Genomic DNA, 18541 nt, shown 5'->3' on the forward strand with positions numbered 1-18541 from the left:
CTCCATTTCTTGATTGTCCTGATGCTTTCGCGGCAACTCCCCTGCTGTTGGCGGTACGCGGTGTCCCGCCTGCATGAGAAAAACCCTTTACAAATTCCGGTCGCTATACTATTATTTCCCTTTCCTGCGGAGAGATGTCCGAGCGGTTGAAGGAGCACGCCTGGAAAGCGTGTGTACGTTAATAGCGTACCGAGGGTTCGAATCCCTCTCTCTCCGCCATACTTAAAGACTGTATGGCGTATCCACTAATTGCCCTTTGCGGGCACAACTGATAGCTGGGCCCCACGCAACGGAAGGTTACGAACTCCGTCAGGTCCGGAAGGAAGCAGCGGCAGTAACTCACACCGTGTGCCGCGGGATCGCCCAGCTATCAGTTGTGTCCGCAATTTCCCCGATTTTTTTTGCCCCCCTTCAAACCTGTTAACAGTGTACGCCGTTATGAGGTTATAATCCTTTGTCATATCTCGTGTTGGCTAGAAAATGGCGGCCTCAGACCTTCAGCGACCTGATCGGCCAGGAGCACGTCAGCCGCACCCTGCAAAATGCCATCGATACCGGCAGGGTTGCTCACGCCTTCCTCTTCACCGGCGCCCGTGGCGTGGGGAAGACCAGTTCGGCCCGCATCCTGGCAAAGGCGCTGAACTGCGAGCAGGGGCTCACCACCGAACCGTGCAACACCTGTCCCTCCTGCACGGAGATCACCGACGGCAATTCGGTGGATGTCTTTGAAATCGATGGCGCCTCCAACACCGGTGTGGACGACATCCGGGAACTGCGCGACAACGTCAAATACCTTCCTTCCCGCAGCCGCTACAAGATATTCATCATCGACGAAGTCCACATGCTTACCAACAACGCGTTCAACGCGCTGCTGAAGACCCTGGAAGAACCCCCTGCGCACGTAAAGTTCATCTTCGCCACTACCGAGCCGCACAAGGTTCCGATCACCATCCTCTCCCGCTGCCAGCGCTTTGATTTCAAGCGGATCGCCCTGCAAAAGATCGTTGACCGGCTGCGTTACATCGTCGATCAGGAGCAGGTGTCCGTCAGCGACAAGGCCCTCGCCGTCGTCGCCCGCAAGGGTGACGGGAGCATGCGCGACTCGCTTTCCACACTGGACCAGGTGCTGGCCTTTTGCGGGCAGACAGTTACGGATGAGGATGTTGCCGGGCTTCTGGGTGTAGTCGACCGGCGACTCCTGCTGGAAGCATCGCAGTCGATCTTCGCCAGGGACAGCCGTGCAGCGCTGGAGATCGTCAAGCGGGTCGATTCCTTCGGCTACAACATGCGTCAATTCTGTCAGGAGTTGATCGATCATTTCAGGAACATCACCATCCTGCGCACTGTTGTCGATGCCGCCGACATCCTTGACCTGTCCGAGGGGGAAATCGCCGAATTGAAAACCCAGGCCTCGGCCACCCCCCCTGCCGACCTGCAACGGCATCTGTCGATACTGCTCAAGGCGGAAGGCGAAATGGCCCACTCCACCTTTCCCCGCCTTGTTCTGGAAATGGCGCTCTTGAAGATGGCCTCATTGAGCCCCCTCATCCCGATCAATGAGCTGCTGGATCGACTCAAAGCCCTCGAAGGAAGGACCTCTGCGTCGACGGTTGCATCTCCGACGCCGACATGGGAAAAGTCTGCTCCCCGCCCGGAAAGCACAGCCCACCAAACGGATAAAAGTACCGTATCTCCACCGGCACAGAACGAGAGCCGCCAACCATCACCGCCCCAGCAAGCCGCTGCGGCAGGCGATACTCACCGTGACAATGCCCCCCCTCCCGCAACGGGAGATGCGTGGTCCGGTTTTGTCGCTTTTGTCAGAGGGAAAAAGCCCTTTCTCGCTTCTTTTCTCGAGTACGGCCGGCCGCTCGCCGTTTCAGCGGAACTCCTGGAAATCGGGTATCCGGCGGGCTCTTTCCAGCTCAGCAAAATGCAGGACCCGGACTCCCTGGCAGAGTTAAAAGGTTTGGCGCAGCAGTTTTTTCGACGCGAACCCGGTATACGTTTCAAATCCCTGACGGAGGGGGGCGGCGACGTTCCACAGAGTCTCCTGGAAAAAAAAAGTCTTGAAGAAACCAATCGCAAGCAACAGCTGAGACAAAAAGCCATGGAACACCCGCTGGTCAACGCGGCCCTGGAGGTCTTCGGCGGCGTGATGGGCGAAGTCGTGAAGATAGACGACAAGCGGTAGCATAACCGTGTTTTAGTTTCAGCAAAAGCTGTTTATTGTAAATAAAACTACGAAGGTCTCCGGAGGAAAAGATGTCAAAAGGTTTAGCGTCGATCATGAAGCAAGCTCAGATGATGCAGCAGAAAATGGGTAAATTGCAGGAGGAAGCCGCACAGAAAACCGTGGAAGCCACATCCGGCGGTGGTGCGGTTACCGCCGTGGTAAACGGCAAGAATCAGCTTATTTCCCTCACCATCAAGAAAGAGGCGGTTGATCCGGAAGATGTTGAAATGCTGCAAGACCTTGTCGTGGCAGCGGTTAACGAGGCACTGGCCAAGGTTCAAACTGAAATGGCCGAACAGATGAACAAGATAACCGGCGGCATCAACATCCCCGGCCTCTTTTAGTTGTTTTTTCCCGAATCAGGCCCGTTTTCCAGCGCATATATTCATTTATACGATTATTGAAAACGGGCCTCCCTCCCCACAAACCCCCGGCATATCAACCAGTTGGTACTTGTTTTATTTATACTAAATATTTTTACTTATACTACAATAAAAAGTTGTTTTACATTAGGCGAAAATATGCTACATATTTCAAGGTCATTGACGAAGCTGCTCGGGGAACTGAAGAAACTGCCCAGTGTTGGAGACAAAACCGCCTTAAGGCTCGCCTTTCATCTCCTCAAGTCACCGGAAAACTTATCCGCTCTGGCCAAAAGTCTCTTGGAAGTCAGAGACGGGGTACGCTTTTGTTCCACCTGCTTCGGCATTACTGAAAGCGATCCCTGTCATCTCTGCACTACACCCAGGGATGATGCTTCGATCTGTGTGGTGGAAGAACCGCAGGACATTCTGGCCATGGAACGCAGCCAGGCATTCAAGGGCCGTTATCACGTGCTGCACGGAGCGTTGTCACCCCTTAACGGCGTAACGCCCGGACAGCTGAGAATAGCCGAACTGCTTCAGCGCCTGGAAAATGGTTCCGTCAAGGAAGTGCTCCTTGCCACCAATTTTACCGTCGAAGGTGAGGCAACGGCACTCTACCTGACCAGGCTCATAAAACCATTGTCCATCAAAGTCACTAGACTTGCCCATGGCATTCCCATAGGCAGCGACCTGGAATACGTCGACGCCGCCACAGTGCAGCGGGCTGTCGAAGGGCGCTCTGAATTGTAGCAATACTAGATTAAGGGCTCTCAGGTACTATTAAGCATCACATTAGTATAAGCAAAATAACCTACAGGAGGAAATGTATGAGTCGCAGAATGGTTACGATCGACGGCAACACCGCAGCAGCCCACGTAGCGCACGCAACCAACGAGGTAATCGCCATTTATCCCATTACGCCGTCTTCGGTTATGGGCGAGATCTCCGACGAGAAGAGCGCCAAGGGGGAGAAGAACATCTGGGGAACTGTGCCGCTTGTTGCTGAAATGCAGTCGGAAGGGGGTGCATCCGGTGCTGTTCACGGCGCCCTGCAGGCAGGGGCTATGACCACCACCTTCACCGCCAGCCAGGGTCTGCTGCTGATGATCCCCAACATGTTCAAGATCGCCGGCGAGCTGACTTCCACTGTTTTTCATGTTTCCGCCCGCGCCATCGCTGCCCAGGCGCTTTCCATCTTCGGCGACCATTCAGACGTAATGGCCTGCCGCTCGACGGGCTGGGCCATGCTCTGTTCAAACAACGTTCAGGAAGTAATGGACTTCGCCCTGATCTCCCAGGCCGCAACGCTTCGCGCACGGATACCGTTCATCCATTTCTTCGACGGCTTCAGAACCTCCCATGAAGTACAGAAGGTTGAAGAACTTACCTTCGACGACATGCGGGCAATGATCAACGATGACCTGGTGCTGGCTCACCGCAAGCGGGCATTGTCCCCTGACAACCCGGTCATGCGCGGCACTGCGCAGAACCCCGACGTCTACTTCCAGGGTCGCGAGTCGGTCAACAAATACTATCCGCCAACTGTCGGCATCGTTCAGGAAGAAATGGACAAATTTTCGAAACTGACCGGCCGGCAGTACAAGCTGGTTGACTATGTCGGCGCTGCCGATGCGGAGCGGGTAATCGTCGTCATGGGTTCCGCTGCGGACACAATCCATGAAACCGTCGAAACCCTGAGCGCAAAAGGCGAAAAGGTCGGTCTGATCAAGATTCGCCTCTATCGGCCGTTCCCGGTTGACGCCCTTGTTGCTGCCCTGCCGGCAACCGTGAAAAAAATCGCCGTTCTCGATCGCACCAAGGAACCCGGTTCGCTTGGCGAGCCCCTCTATCTCGATGTACGGACCGCCATCGGCGAAGCAATGGCAGAAAAGAAGACCGCCTTCAGCCACTATCCGGCCATAGTCGGCGGCCGCTACGGCCTTGGCTCCAAGGAATTCACCCCGGCAATGGCGAAGTCCGTATTTGACAACCTGAAAGACGACCAGCCGAAAAACCATTTCGTGGTCGGCATCAAGGAAGATGTCTGCAACACGAGCCTTGATTTCGATGCCGCTTTCGCCAACACGGCTGCCGGCACCTATTCCGCCATGTTCTACGGCCTTGGCTCTGACGGCACAGTCGGCGCCAATAAAAACTCCATCAAGATCATCGGTGAGAAAACGGATAACAATGTTCAGGCTTACTTCGTTTACGACTCCAAAAAAGCCGGCAGCGTCACGACTTCCCATCTCCGGTTCGGCAAAAACATCATCCGCTCGCCGTACCTCATTGACCGTGCCGACTTTATCGCCTGTCACAACTTCACCTTCCTGGAAAAATACGACATGCTGTCAAAGGCCAAGGAAGGCGCGACATTCCTCCTCTGCTCCCCGTTCGACAAAGACGAGGTTTGGGACCGGATGCCGATTGAAGTGCAGCAGCAGATAATCGCTAAAAAACTTAAGTTCTATGTCATCAACGCCATCAAGCTGGGTGAAGAGCTGGGCCTCGGCGCGCGCATCAACGTAATCATGCAAACCGCCTTTTTCAGGATATCTTCCATCATCCCGCTTGAAATCGCCCTCGGCGCCATCAAGGACGCCATCAAGAAGAGCTACGGCAAAGCCGGTGAAAAGGTTGTCGAGATGAACAACAAGGCCGTTGACGCGGCCCTGGAAAATATTTTCGAAGTTGCGGTTCCTGCGAAAGCCGACAGCAAACTCAAAATGCCGCCGGTCGTCGGAAGTCACGCGCCTGCATTCGTTCAGGATGTGACGGCCGAAATCATTGCCGGCCGCGGCGACGACGTGCCCGTTTCGGCCATGCCTGCAGACGGCACCTTCCCCACCGCCACTTCCCAGTATGAAAAGCGAAATATTGCCGTGGAAATTCCGGTATGGGACGAAGCGCTTTGCATCCAATGCGGCATCTGCTCCTTCGTCTGCCCCCATGCAACCATCCGGATGAAAGCTTACGACCCATCCCTGCTCGCCAAGGCACCGAAGACCTTTAAATCGGTCGATGCAAAGGGTGCGGACTTCAGCGGCAATAAATTCACCCTTCAGGTTGCCCCTGAAGACTGCACCGGCTGCGCTGCCTGCGTCCATAACTGCCCGGCCAAGAGCAAGGATGACCCGAAACACAAGGCAATCAACATGCAGTTCCAGCCACCGCTGCGCGAAACTGAGGCGGCGAACTACGACTTCTTCCTTTCCTTGCCTGAAACCGATCCGAAGCTGGTCAAGAAGGAAACCCTCAAGGGTAGCCAGCTGATCAGACCATTGTTCGAATACTCGGGAGCCTGTGCGGGATGCGGTGAAACTCCTTATCTCAAGCTTCTGTCCCAGCTCTTCGGCGACAGGGCGCTGATCGCCAATGCCACCGGCTGTACCTCCATCTACGGCGGCAACCTGCCGACCACCCCCTGGGCAAAGCGTGCCGATGGCCGCGGTCCGGCCTGGTCCAACTCGCTGTTCGAGGATAACGCGGAATTCGGCTTCGGCATGAGGCTGACGGTCGACAAATTTACAGAAGCTGCCGGTGAACTGCTGGTGGAACTCATGGATTGCGGCTGCACGGCCTGCACATCCATGGCCGGACTGATGGGCGAAATAAAAAGTGCAGACCAGTCGACCCAGGAAGGGATCGAAGCCCAGCGTACCCGCATCGAGAGCCTGAAAAAGGGGCTGGCCGCATGCACTGAACCCGCCGCAAAACGACTTATCTCCCTAGCGGATTACCTGGTCAAAAAATCGGTCTGGATCGTCGGTGGTGACGGTTGGGCTTATGACATCGGCTACGGCGGTCTCGACCACGTTATTGCTTCCGGCAAGAACGTCAACCTGCTGGTGCTCGATACGGAAGTTTATTCCAACACCGGCGGCCAGGCATCCAAATCCACACCGCTCGGCGCCGTTGCCCAGTTCGCCGCCGGAGGCAAGGCAATGCCGAAGAAAGACCTGGGGATGATCGCCATGGCTTACGGCAATGTGTACGTGGCAAAGGTTGCCCTGAGCAACCCTGCCCAGGTAGTCAAGGCCTTCACCGAAGCCGAGGCATTCAACGGCCCGTCCCTCATCATCGCCTATGCCCACTGCATCGCCCACGGCATCAACATGGCCACAGCGGTTGATGAAAACAAGAGAGCCGTTGCCTGCGGTCACTGGCCGCTTATGCGCTACAATCCCGAACTGGCCGCCCAGGGCAAGAACCCGCTCCAGCTCGACAGTAAAGCGCCGACCATGTCATTCGAGGAGTACGCCTACGGTGAAAACCGTTACCGCGTTCTGAAGAAAAACAACCCTGAAGCTGCTGCTGCCCTGATGGAGCAGGCAACCAGCTGGACCAGCCGCAGGTTTGAACTTTATGAGAAAATGGCCGCCATGTCCTACGATAGCAGCCCGGAGAAAAAATAGCGATTCGTTCGCAAGCAAAAAAAGCCCCGGCAACCATGCCGGGGCTTTTTTTGCACCTGTAATCCCAATTTCAAATCATGGATGAAATCAAGGCGGCCCTCTCCCTCTCCTTTAAAAGCCTTGAAAGTATCAGTCAATTCTGTTATATACAATGCGCTGTAATAAAATTTTTGTACAGCACAAGGGGTGCTACATGTCGAATCCTCAGATGGTTATGTACGATGAGGAATTCAAACAGATTAATGCTGTTATTGAAAAGCTTTTAAGGGAAGCCAACAGCAAGGTAATTTTCCTGGTAGATAAAAACGGCCAGTTGATTACCGGCGTGGGTGAAACCGAACGCTTCGACACCACCTCGTTGGCATCGCTGACTGCCGGTAATATTGCAGCTACAGGCGGCCTGGCAAAACTCATCGGCGAAAAAGAGTTTTCGATCCTTTTTCATGAAGGTGAAAAAGATAATCTGCATATATCCATCGTCGGCGGCAGAGTCATCCTTGTCGTCCTGTTCGACAGTCGTTCCTCGCTCGGGCTGGTACGGCTTCGCGTCAAGAAAGCATCCGAAGAGTTAACCACCATCTTCTCAAGACTCATGCAGAAAGCAGAGGAAAAGGAAAAAAGCGGTGACACGGATTTTCCCTTTGCCGAAATAACCGACGATGATATCGATAACCTGTTCAGTTAATTAATTTGGGGTAAAGTCAGATGTCCTTCATCAACTACGCCTCCCGTGAGATAAACTGCAAAATCGTTTATTACGGTCCCGGCCTCTGCGGCAAAACAACTAATCTCCAGTTCGTCTACCAGAAGACCGCTCCCGAAGCAAAAGGCAAAATGATCAGTCTTGCCACGGAAACGGAACGAACTCTTTTTTTCGATTTTCTGCCGCTGGCTCTCGGTGAGATCAGGGGATTCAAAACCCGCTTCCATCTTTACACCGTGCCGGGCCAGGTATTTTATGACGCCTCCAGAAAGCTCATCCTTAAAGGGGTTGATGGCGTGGTTTTCGTTGCCGATTCACAGGAAGAGCGGATGGACGCCAATATGGAGTCAATTGAAAACCTCCGCATAAATCTTACCGAGCAGGGATACGATCTGGATAAAATCCCCTACGTGATCCAGTACAACAAACGTGACCTCCCTAACGTTGTCAGCGTTGATGAATTGCGCAAAGAGCTGAATCCTGCCAACATTCCTGATTTTGAGGCCTGCGCCACCACCGGCGAAGGCGTATTTGAAACTTTAAAGGCGGTCGCCAAACTGATACTGATCGATCTGAAAAAAGGAAAGTAAAACCTCTCCAGTTCAGCCGCCAGAGCTGCTGACTCACAAATTAACGACAAAAGCCCATGAGATTGCTTCTCATGGGCTTTTGTGTCTGATCCGTTCTATTTACTTCTTGATAACGCAGTCGATGACCGCATTAATCCTTCTGTTTTTCTGCCTCCCCTCCGCTGTGTTGTTATAGGCGATGCGGCGGGTGAAGCCGTACCCCTTGGCAGAGAGACGGGAGCGTTCGATTCCGAAGTTTTCCACCAGGTAGTTCACCACGTTTTCAGCGCGCTCCTGGGAGAGTTTCATGTTGTACTCAGAGCCGCCGACGTTGTCGGTGTGCCCCTCGATAGCGGCGGTGGTCGTCGGGTATTTCTTCATGTAATCGCCGACCTTGGCGATTTCCTCACGGTACTGGGGCTTGATATCGGCCTTACCGGTGTCGAATTCCACCTGCAGCAACATGCAGAGCCGTTCGGGAGGCTGGATCTCCTTGACGTCGAAGGCGCAGTCGATAATGGCCTCGATGCGGCGGTTCAACTGCTTACCCTCGTTGGTGGAGTTGTCGGCGACGGGACGTGTGAGGCCATATCCTTTGGCGGAGAGGCGGGAGTTCTCAATGCCGAATTTTTCCACCAGGTAGTTCACAACGCTCTCGGCGCGGCGCTGGGAGAGTCCCATGTTGTACTCGGCGGTGCCGACGTTGTCGGTGTGCCCTTCGATGACGGTGGTGGTTGTCGGGTATTTCTTCATGAAATCACCGACCTTTGCCACCTCGTCATGGTATTCCGGCCGGATGTCGGCCTTGTCGATGTCGAACTCGATATGGAGCGTGATGCAGTATTTGTAGCGGCCGGGAGTAGGTTCAGCGGCCGGAACCGGTTCGAGCGGGGCTTCCGGGGCCGGTTCTACGACGGGCGGCGGCACGGGCGCGGGAGCCGGCTTTTCCCCTCCGAACTGATAGGCGACGCCGGCGGTGTATTCATAATTGTAGAGGGTCTCGCCACTGTCCCTGAAGACCAAGTGCCGGAAATCACCGCGCAGTGCCAGGTTGTCGGTCAGGAAGTACTTGAGCCCCACCCCGTAGTCGAAGACACCATGGTTATTTGTTTTCTGGTTCTCCCGGTCAAGGGTGAGTCCGCCGTAACCTGCCGCCAGATAGGGGACCAGGTCGCTGTCGGGCAAGATATGCAGCAGGACATCACCGCCATAGCGGTACACATTGGCATCGCCAAGACCGGCCCGGGTCCCCTCCGTTCGTACGTAGTCGAACAGCGCCTCGACACCGACATACTTGGTGAAATTGTAGCCGCCGCGGATGCCGACGACAGGCCTCGTCTCCAGGTGTTGTTTGCCGTCGAAGCTGTACCCGCCGACAATGCCGGAAAGGGTAAAGGAATCGGGCTGGATACCGGCAGCAGCGGCTGTTGATGCAATAACGAAAAGGAACAGCAGAACCATCAGGTAGCAGGAAATCTTTTTCATGGAGCTCCTCCTTAGTGATAAAGTGTCCCGGGCGTGAAACCTCACCCTGGGTAGATTCAGGCTGACACATGCAATGTGAGCAGCTTTCGGCGTTGTCGGCAACCGTGAGACGCGTTTCGGCAATCTTCGGAGATCGGACTCGGACCACACTGATGAAAACATTTTTTTCAACATGCCAGATGCACTTACCGTCTTCTTTATTTAAAAATATTAATCCACTAACGACCGATGTCAAATATTTAAATTATGATTGCACAATGGGTACGTATCGTTAACCGCAGCCCGAGCCGCTGGTTGGACTCATTGCACAACCGTCCATGACTAGTCTGCCGCAAACCCGAACTCGACCCGGCTCCCGCGTTCCGTCTCCTTCGCCGGCGTCTTGTAAATGTCCCCTCTCTTCTGGAAGACCCGCACAGAATCCGCTCCACCCTTCTCGACGAGAAACGCCCTGACCCCTGCAGCCCTGGCTTCAGCCAGGCTTTGCAGCTGCTGCTCGCCCACGGCAGTGTTCGCCAGGATCAGCTTCTTCATCTCGGCGTCGGGAAGCTCCTTGACCAGCCCGAGGATGTTCCGCGGCTTGGGAAATTTCTCCTTGGCGTAGACAGCCTTCAGATATTGTGCATACTCCTCGGGGGCGATCTGCATCGTCTCCTGGGAATCACCCGGCTGGTTCCTCTTCCCCTTTACCATGTCCATGAACTTCTCGGCGCGCATCTTTTTCAGGAGAAGCTCATTCCGATACCCTTCGGCGTCACGGTCCCTGTCCACGAATCCAACAACTTCGAGCTTCAACGTCGGCCTGTCTTTGAGCGCCGTAGCCAATTTAAGCAGCTTTTCCTGCTCACCGGCGGAAAGCTCTGCTGAGCCATGGGCGAAGTCGACGCTGCCCAAGTCCTCTTTCCAGCCAAACAACGACTGGAGCAGGGCAAAGGGGGAGGTCGCCGCCTTAACGAGGAGATTCTTCAGTATCCGGAGCACCACACGCCAGACACTGAACTGCGGGTCGTCGGTCCGCCCCGACACCGGGAGGTCGAGGCGGATCTCCCCCTTCCGGTCCTTGAGAAGGGCGACAGCGAGGCGAACCGGAAGGTTGGTCGCCTTGTCGCTTTCGATGCGCTTGCCGAAGTTAAGCTGGTCGATGACGACCTTGTTCTCCGAATCGAGCTTCCTGTTCTCGATCCGGTATTTGAGGTCGAGGTACAGTTTACCCTTGTCCACCGCGTAGCCGAGGTATGTTCCCGAGTAGGGGGTCATGGGAGAGAGTTCGATGTCGGTGAAGCTCGCCTTGAGGTCGGCGTAGAGGTCGTCCCGCAGGGGGTTGATTTGCCCGGTGATCCTGAGTGGGGACTGGTTCTCCAGGTTGCCGCGCAGGTCCACGTCGGCAAAGCGGTTCTCTTCGGAGGAGAGTCCGCTTATCCGCCCCCCCAGGTTGTAGAGGATCGTGGAATACTCGCGCGGCACGTACCGGTCGGTAAAGGCAAGGGTGCCATCCTGCATGGTGACTGTGTCGATTCGGACCAGTCGCCCCTTCCCTCCGGTCGGCGCTTCTGCATGGAGTGACGAGGCCGGCGTAGATTGCGATTTCCCTTCCGGTTCCGGCGTGTAGAGCTGCTGGATGTTGAGGGTCCCGTCCTTTTCAACGACGATCCGGGAATAAAACCTGGTGAGGGCCACATCTCTGATTTCAAGCACAAAGGGGGCAAGGTTTCCCTTCACCATGTCCAGTTGGAGACTCTCCCATTTCAGGAGGTCCTCCCCCTCGGCATCGAGGCAGTAGAAGGAGCGGACGCCTACCGATCCGTCGAACGTGCCGGTCAGGCTATTTTCCCTGGCAGCAAGAGTAACGGCAAGACGGGCATCGACCTTGCCGTCCGCCACGACCACGTTGAGGTTCTCCGGGAGATAGGGGGCGAAGTCGGTGAGCGGAATCCGTTGCACAGCCACCTCCCCCCTCAGCTTCAGCGGGATCGGGGTGACGCTGCCGGAAGCCCTGAGCGAGCCTCCCTGCGCATATGCAGCCGACATCCTGAAGGGGATCGGGCCAAAGGTCGGGCCGGTGAGCTTATCCAAGGTAAAGGCCATCTTTTTGAGGACGAAACTCGGACGCTCCTCCAGAAGCCCATCCGTAAAGACGATGTTCATCCCCGCCCCGGAGACGCGTCCGATCCTGTAGGAGAGTGGCGGTTTCGCCCCCTTTTCTCCTCTCGACGTCCCCTCCCCATCGTCGCGCAGAAAAGTTTTCGGTGAGAACGTCCCCTTCTGGTCACGGGAGAACCGGAGATCGCCATCCCGGAGAGTAACGTCTGCCACTTCCAACAGGTTATCCTGCTGACTGAACCTCCCCCCGGCAAGGGAGAGCGACGCCAGGGTCATCCCCTCCCCCTTCCCGAACGGCGCTGAAAGCTTCTGTGCCTGGAGGGCTACCTTCTCCAGCTTCAACCCCTCCGGCCCGCCGAAGTCCACGTCGGCGGCGACCTGGAGCCTCCCCTCCACCGGTGCGCGCAGAATCGGGGCGATGTATGGGTAGTAGGTCTCAAGCGCCATTCCGGTAAACTCGACCGACGAAGAGGTTGCCGGCGGCTCGGGGGAGAACTTCCCCTTCATGCGCCCCCTCTCCCCTCGCGGCGTTGCAAAGGAGAGGGAATAGTCCGCCCGCTTCCCCGGAGCGGTGGAGTACCCCTGCATGTCGAAGACGATTCGCTCCAGGTCGGCTGTGAACCCGCCGGAAGGGAGGCTGTCGCGAAAGTGGACCCGTCCGTTTTTGAGCCGCGTATCCGCCACGGTGACGAGCACCCTCTGGCGCTTGGCAGCGGCAGGTGAAGCCTTGCCGACGAGTCGGCTGTGGCTCCAGACCCCCTTTTTGTCACGCGATAGAAAAACCTCCAATCCGTCGGCGGAGACGGAGGAGATGTCGTACTCCCCCGTCAGGAGCCGGGCACGGGTTATCCCCGCGTCGAGCCTGGCCAGGGACAGGAAAGGGGCGCCGGTCCGGTCAGCGACCTTAATGCCGGCAAGCGTCACGTTGCCGTTAAACGCCAACTCCGGGTTTTCCTTCTGCGCCGCCCGGTAGTTCACCGACAGCTTCGTCGACATCCGCCCCGATTCGACCCGGATCGGAAGTTCTCCCGGGACATAGGCAAGATAAAAGGGAAGGGCGATATCTTTCAGGTCGACGGTTGCGGATGCTTCGACAGCCTTGGGAAATGGCCTGAGCTTTCCCTCCACATGGAGCGGCGCGCCGTTCACCACGGCGCTGAAGCGAGGGGTGATGTAACGGTCGGCAAGATACGGAATGGTAGTGACAAATGGGATGGTCAGCTCGACCTTGCGCAACGCATGCAGTTTCTCGACGGGAAGCCCACGGTCGATGAAGTCGATGGAACCATTGGTTACCGCGATATTGTTGAGGGAAAAGCGGGGCAACCCCTCTTCCGGCCCTTTCTTCTTTTTACCTCCCAAGAGGTCCGAGAAACTGTAGGTGTTCGCCCCCGTCCTGACGATGCGGAGATAGGGTGAGGTTATGCGGGCTTCTGAGATAATCGGCGCCTCCCGGAATATGGATGAGGGACTTATGGCGATCCGGACGCTACTGAATGCGGCAAAGGTCTCCCCTCCCCTTCGCTCGGAAAGGCGGAAGTCTCGAACAACCACCGTCCAGACAAATGGGTTGATGGAAATCCCGCCAATGGCGAGCTTCCTGCCGGTCGCCGCCTCCACCCTCTTCACCGCCTGGCTTTTGACGATGCCGGGTAGCGCAAACGCGACGAAACACACCAGAAGAAGCACGATACCGACCGTCAGGAGCGCAGCTTTCTGCCAGCGTTTCATAGTCTCTCCCTATTTCCCATCCCCATCTCCTCAGAAAGTCCCGCTCCCCCTGATCTTCTCGGCAACCTTCCTGAAATGGAACCCGTATATGGCATAGGTTATGGCAAGCGGAAATAGCCGCGGCCGCCTCGCGAGAGCCCAGAAGAAGAGCTTCCAGAAGTGAAGCCTCTCCCTGCCGATCACCCCGAGAAACAGTATCGATTTGCAGAGTGCCCCGACATACCCCGGCTGGATGTGAAATTTCCCCAGATGCAGCGGCCGATACTCCCGAAGGAGCCTGATCACCCGCTGGTAGTAGTTTTTGGGAGAGTAGATGGTGTCGAGGATGGTCCGATAGCCGTCGATCAGTACCGTTGGCTCCATTCGTGGAACAAAGTTGAGGGCGATGGCCATGTTGTTGCCGGAGGTGTCCCCCAGAAGTCTCCCCTCCCGGTGCAGTCGCTGATATAGCCTTGTGCCGCGCAAGGCGATAAGCATCCCGACCATGGCGGTGACGATGCCGCTCTCCTGGATGAAACAGATCTGCCTGTCGAAGATCGCAGGCGGATCGCTGTCGAAGCCGACGATGAACCCCCCGTGCACCTGCAAGCCGGCTTGCTGCATCCGCTTTACCGAGGCCAGCATGTCACGGTTCCTGTTCTGCACCTTGCCGCTCTCGGCAAGGCCATCCTCGTGGGGGGTCTCGATGCCGATAAAGACCTCCTCGAACCCCGCCCTGACCATCAACTCCATGAGACAACCGTCGTCGGCAAGGTCGATGGACGCCTCGGTGTAAAAGTAGAACGGACGCCCTTTTTCCTCCATCCAGTCGATCAAAGCAGGGAGAACCTCCTCTTTCAGTTTCACCCGGTCACCGATGAAGTTATCGTCGACGATGAAGATCGCCCCGTGCCACCCCAGCGCATGGAGACTATCCAGCTCGGTGATCAGCTGCGAAAGCCGCTTGGTGCGCGGCTTTCGTCCGAACAAACCGGTGATGTCGCAGAACTCGCAATCGAAGGGGCACCCGCGGGAATACTGGATGTTCATGGCCGCGTATTTCCTGACATCAATCAAGCCCCAGAGCGGTATGGGAGTCTCCACCAGGTTCGCCCGGCGCTCGTCGGCATAGAGATGCCGGGCCTCCCCTTTGCGCAGATCCTCCAGAAACGGAGGGAGGGTTAGTTCCGCCTCATTCAGCACAAGGTGGTCCACGTCGGGAAAATCCTCATGGCAGGTGGTAAAGAGCGGCCCGCCGGCAACGGTCTTAACCCCCAGTTGCCGGCAACGGGCGATCACCTCCTGCGCCGATTTCCTCTGGATGGTCATGGCGCTGATGAAAACGTAATCTGCCCACGCCAGGTCCTCATCGGCGAGGGGACGGACGTTCATGTCGACAAGCCTCTTTTCCCACTCGACCGGAAGCATGGCAGCCACGGTGAGAAGCCCCAAGGGGGGAAAGCTCGCCTTCCTGTCGATGAATTTCAAGGCATGCCTGAAGCTCCAGAAAGTGTCCGGATAGTGGGGATACACGAGGAGAATTTTCATGTGAGTCATCCTGTAGTTCCAATTTCAAATCAAGGATGAAATCAAGGCGGCGAGGAGTGAGGCGACGAAGGCGTACAGATAGTACGTTGAGGAGCCGAAGACGAGCCAGCGAAGATAGCGCCTTGATTTGGAATTGGAATATATGCAAGAAAATGTCTGATACAATTGTATAGCTATTTATGTGGTTTGGTTTTTACCGATGTAATTTTTTTGTAAAAGGTGGGCGAGCTCTGACTTCAGCTGATTACCGCTGCAAAGATCATCATGGGATAGGGAGACAGAGTTTGGAGAGAGGAAGGAAAGCGTCTGGGAGATCGCTCGAATTTCCGGACATATAACCTGTGCAGCGGTTGAAATTTGTTATAGTTGTAGTGAAGCCATTTTGATCGCCATGAGGTTATATCATGTCAGAAAAAACATCAGTCGGTGAAGAAACGCTCCGCATCCGGGGGATAACCATCGACGATTTTCCGGAGGTCTTCCATATCGGCGAGGAGATCTTTACCGCCGAGTATTCCCAGAGCCTTTACCGCACCTGGGACGAATACGAGATCATCACCCTCTTCAATTCGGACAGCGAACTGTGCCTGGTGGCGGAAGCCGGGGACAAGATTCTCGGGTTTGCCCTGGGGACAACGGTGGACAAGCACAATTCGCCGTGGAAATACGGCTACCTGGTCTGGCTGGGGGTCCGCAGGAATATTCAGCAAGGGGGCGTAGGAAGTGGGTTGTTCAAGGAAATCAAGCGCCGCATGAAGGAACAGGGGGTACGGATGATCATCATCGACACCTCCGCCGACAATCAGCCGGCCATCCGCTTCTTCCAGAAACAGGGTTTCGGCAACATCCAAGAGCACGTGTACATGTCCCTCAACCTGACGCGCAAGGCGAAGAATAAGCCTGGGAAGAAGCCATGAACAGCCATTTGGAAAAAGTCTGGCGGGCGATCCGTCCCGAGCGGTTGCGGAAAACGTTTCTTGAGCTGCTCGACATCTACTCGCCGTCCGGCAAGGAAGAGGACATCCAGCTCTACCTGGAAGAATACCTCAGCCGGGCCGGTTTTGCCGTGGAACGCCTGGCAGTGGAAGAAGACCGCTACAACCTGCGCGCTACAATGGGCAAAGCGGAACCGCAGCTCTACCTGGTCGGCCATGTGGATACGGTCCCGGCCTGGGATCTGGAGGCACTCGGTCCGCAGGAGGAAAATGGAGTCATCCGCGGGCTGGGAAGCGCCGATATGAAGGGGGGATGCGCCGCCATGGTCGAAGCCTGGCTGGCCCTGTCCGAGGCCCTCAATCAGTCGGAGCTTCCACCGGTAGGACTTTTGTTGGTAGTCGGTGAGGAAGAAGACGGCGACGGCAGCGCAGCCTTCCTTGAGTCCTGTCGTCCCCCCTGGGTCGTCATCGGCGAGCCGACAGGGTTGGCAGCCTGCTTCGCCCATTACGGCTACCTGGAAGCAGGTTTCGTCACCCGCGGCCACCGGATCCACTCCTCCCTACCCGAGCTGGGGCACAACGCCGTGGAATCCATGCTCAGGGTTCTGCTGCATCTGGGGAACGACTCTCTGTTCAACCGGGAGACATCGGAGATCGTCTATTCAATTCGGGAGATGAGTTCGTCGCGTGCGGGCTTTGTCGTTCCCGATCGTTGTGAGGCCTGGATCGATCTGCATCTTCCGCCCAACAAAGACCCGGCCGACCTACAGGAGGCGATCCGCCGGATAGTCGCAGGCGCCGACCGGTTCATACCCGGCCTGGATCTGCAGGTCACCTTTGATTTCGCATCATCCGGCTACAACCTTGAGACCGACAACCGTCTGAACCAGATTTTGCGGGAAATCTATCCACAAATGGGATTGGAACTCCGCCTGGATGCCTTCCGCTCCCATTCCGACGGTAATCTCTTTTTTGCTGCAGGGGCAAAACCTCTCATTCTCGGCCCCGGCTCCCTGGAAACCGCCCATACGCCCAACGAACAGGTCATCCTTGACGAACTGTCAGCAGCCGCCCGCATCTATGCGGCGCTCTGCCTGGGAACGCGTGGGGGAGGCTAGGAGCCTGTCTGACTTAATAAATCGTAGCGAAAATTCGGCTGGGCGAGGCCAGATTTCGTCGGCAGGTCAATAGTCGTTCTATTGACCAAGAAAGCGGCGTAATATGGACCGTCCAGACGGATTTGCAGCCGAGTTACTTAAGTCAGACGGTCTCCTATAGAGTCCCGCCCTCTTCAGGAATCTGATCTGGGTCCTCTGCTGGCTGGATACTGTTTTTTTCCAGTTTGCGCTGCATTTTTTCTTCGTTCTTTTTTTTCTTTTCCAATTCTTTCTGACGCTTCTGAAATTGAAAATTTGGTTTTGCCATGTTGTCACCTCCTGCAGAATTTAGTAAGGGGAAGGTATATCATTGAGGAAAAGATGGCAAATTTATTGTTCGCTCCAGCGACCATGAATAAATCAGCCCCGTCCACGGGCTACATCGTGCCGTTTTAGCGGTGTTTACTCAAACAACCGGTTGTTTCACCTTTTTTTCTCTTTTGGTGGTCGCACGAGCCTTTGGCACCGGCACGCTGTCGGCAGGTGGCAAAAACGAAGCAGGGTCGGCTGGTTGAAGGGTTGCGTAATAGGAGGAGGAAATTTTCCTGATTATTCCATCACTGAACTGGATCGTTGCCCTGAGGGGAGTTACCTCCACCACCTTACCGACACCCCATTCATGCGCTACTGTGTGGCTTACAACGTTACCGCGTTTGATCGTCATTGTTTATTACCTCATTTAAAGGGCCTATGGGTCGTAACTTGACCATGTGGATACAATATCCGACACATCAAGCCTTGATCCCCAGCTTAATCATGCTCATACCCGACAATTGCTATTTTCAGGACAGAAACGAGCTACGGTTCTCCCTTCTCATTCCAGATCGGGTTTTGTTTGTCGTCGGGATGCAGCTTTTCGAGCTCCGCTGGATCTACATGCCAAAAGGACTTGTCGACAGCGCCTTCCGCGTATTCCCGTTTTTGGTCATGGGCAAACGGACACCACCAGTTTTCCACTATTTTCACCAAATACACAGCGTACCTGAAGAGAGCGACACTCAATGGACAGTAGAGCTTGCAGTTGAAGATCCAGAAGAACCTGTAGCGCGCCACATGAAGCCGGGAAATGTTGATGACTGGATGTTCTTTATTTCCATATCGATGAGAAATCCAGGTGGGGACAAAATCCCAATACGATTTAATGTCCATGCCGCCGACATATTTCAGATGCGTTTTAATCAGAAAAACCCCGATAACCACGAACGGTACGGTCGTAATAATCGGTAGATAAATGAGTGGGACACCAAGGATCACTTTCCAAAGGGGTTGCTTTTCATAGTTGCAGCCAATTCTTACTCTATCCATTTTTCCCTTTTCC

The 18541-nt window shown here is 55.5% G+C and carries 14 protein-coding genes, 1 tRNA gene and 1 other RNA gene; 10 read left to right on the forward strand and 6 right to left on the reverse strand.

Going from position 1 to position 18541, the window contains the following annotated elements; all coding sequences use genetic code 11:
* The first annotated feature begins 128 nt into the window (after positions 1-128).
* The 8 genes from GURA_RS22005 (at position 129) to GURA_RS22035 (ending at position 8309) form a co-directional block, all read left to right on the forward strand.
* Positions 129-219 (forward strand) — tRNA-Ser (locus tag GURA_RS22005).
* Between the two features lie 54 nt (positions 220-273).
* An RNA gene (gene ffs / locus GURA_RS23125) (signal recognition particle sRNA small type) lies at positions 274-372 on the forward strand.
* An 82-nt stretch (positions 373-454) separates the two neighbouring features.
* The gene (dnaX, locus tag GURA_RS22010) at positions 455-2194 is read left to right on the forward strand and encodes a DNA polymerase III subunit gamma/tau (protein ID WP_011941100.1); all 1740 of its coding nucleotides are present in this window, start codon (positions 455-457) and stop codon (positions 2192-2194) included.
* Between the two features lie 71 nt (positions 2195-2265).
* Positions 2266-2580, forward strand: coding sequence for a YbaB/EbfC family nucleoid-associated protein (locus GURA_RS22015; protein ID WP_011941101.1), 315 nt, complete (start codon positions 2266-2268; stop codon positions 2578-2580).
* Positions 2581-2757: 177 nt separating this feature from the next.
* Entirely contained in the window at positions 2758-3351 is a 594-nt protein-coding gene (recR, locus tag GURA_RS22020) for a recombination mediator RecR (RefSeq protein WP_011941102.1), read from the forward strand.
* A 77-nt stretch (positions 3352-3428) separates the two neighbouring features.
* On the forward strand, positions 3429-7016 hold the full coding sequence (gene nifJ / locus GURA_RS22025) for a pyruvate:ferredoxin (flavodoxin) oxidoreductase (protein WP_011941103.1): 3588 nt from the start codon (positions 3429-3431) through the stop codon (positions 7014-7016).
* 193 nt (positions 7017-7209) lie between these two features.
* Positions 7210-7701, forward strand: coding sequence for a roadblock/LC7 domain-containing protein (locus tag GURA_RS22030; protein ID WP_011941104.1), 492 nt, complete (start codon positions 7210-7212; stop codon positions 7699-7701).
* A 20-nt stretch (positions 7702-7721) separates the two neighbouring features.
* Positions 7722-8309, forward strand: a complete 588-nt coding sequence (locus GURA_RS22035; RefSeq protein WP_011941105.1) for a GTP-binding protein — start codon at positions 7722-7724, stop codon at positions 8307-8309.
* A gap of 99 nt (positions 8310-8408) precedes the next feature.
* Here the strand turns inward: GURA_RS22035 and GURA_RS22040 are convergent, their stop codons facing one another.
* The 3 genes from GURA_RS22040 to GURA_RS22050 all read right to left on the reverse strand — a co-directional run bounded on the left by GURA_RS22040 (position 8409) and on the right by GURA_RS22050 (position 15131).
* On the reverse strand, positions 8409-9773 hold the full coding sequence (locus GURA_RS22040) for an OmpA family protein (RefSeq protein WP_011941106.1): 1365 nt from the start codon (positions 9771-9773) through the stop codon (positions 8409-8411).
* A gap of 321 nt (positions 9774-10094) precedes the next feature.
* Positions 10095-13604, reverse strand: a complete 3510-nt coding sequence (locus tag GURA_RS22045; RefSeq protein WP_011941107.1) for a DUF748 domain-containing protein — start codon at positions 13602-13604, stop codon at positions 10095-10097.
* 30 nt (positions 13605-13634) lie between these two features.
* Positions 13635-15131, reverse strand: a complete 1497-nt coding sequence (locus tag GURA_RS22050; RefSeq protein ID WP_011941108.1) for a B12-binding domain-containing radical SAM protein — start codon at positions 15129-15131, stop codon at positions 13635-13637.
* Between the two features lie 404 nt (positions 15132-15535).
* Here GURA_RS22050 and GURA_RS22055 point away from each other — a divergent pair, with 404 nt between their 5' ends.
* Entirely contained in the window at positions 15536-16048 is a 513-nt protein-coding gene (locus GURA_RS22055; protein ID WP_011941109.1) for a GNAT family N-acetyltransferase, read from the forward strand.
* Positions 16045-17184, forward strand: coding sequence for a M20 family metallopeptidase (locus GURA_RS22060; protein ID WP_011941110.1), 1140 nt, complete (start codon positions 16045-16047; stop codon positions 17182-17184). Before GURA_RS22055 ends, GURA_RS22060 begins: the two co-directional genes overlap by 4 nt.
* Positions 17185-17338: 154 nt before the next feature.
* Here GURA_RS22060 and GURA_RS24835 read toward each other — a convergent pair whose 3' ends face one another.
* From GURA_RS24835 to GURA_RS22070, 3 genes are all read right to left on the reverse strand, one after another.
* Positions 17339-17491: a hypothetical protein gene (locus tag GURA_RS24835; RefSeq protein WP_198134503.1), complete on the reverse strand. Its 153-nt coding sequence runs from the start codon at positions 17489-17491 to the stop codon at positions 17339-17341.
* 138 nt (positions 17492-17629) lie between these two features.
* Positions 17630-17887 (reverse strand): DUF3553 domain-containing protein, encoded by a 258-nt coding sequence (locus tag GURA_RS22065; RefSeq protein ID WP_011941111.1) that lies wholly within the window; start codon positions 17885-17887, stop codon positions 17630-17632.
* Between the two features lie 134 nt (positions 17888-18021).
* On the reverse strand, positions 18022-18528 hold the full coding sequence (locus GURA_RS22070) for a hypothetical protein (RefSeq protein WP_011941112.1): 507 nt from the start codon (positions 18526-18528) through the stop codon (positions 18022-18024).
* Between the last annotated feature and the right edge of the window lie 13 nt (positions 18529-18541).

It is taken from the genome of Geotalea uraniireducens Rf4, assembly GCF_000016745.1.
Taxonomy (GTDB): Bacteria; Desulfobacterota; Desulfuromonadia; order Geobacterales; family Geobacteraceae; genus Geotalea; species Geotalea uraniireducens.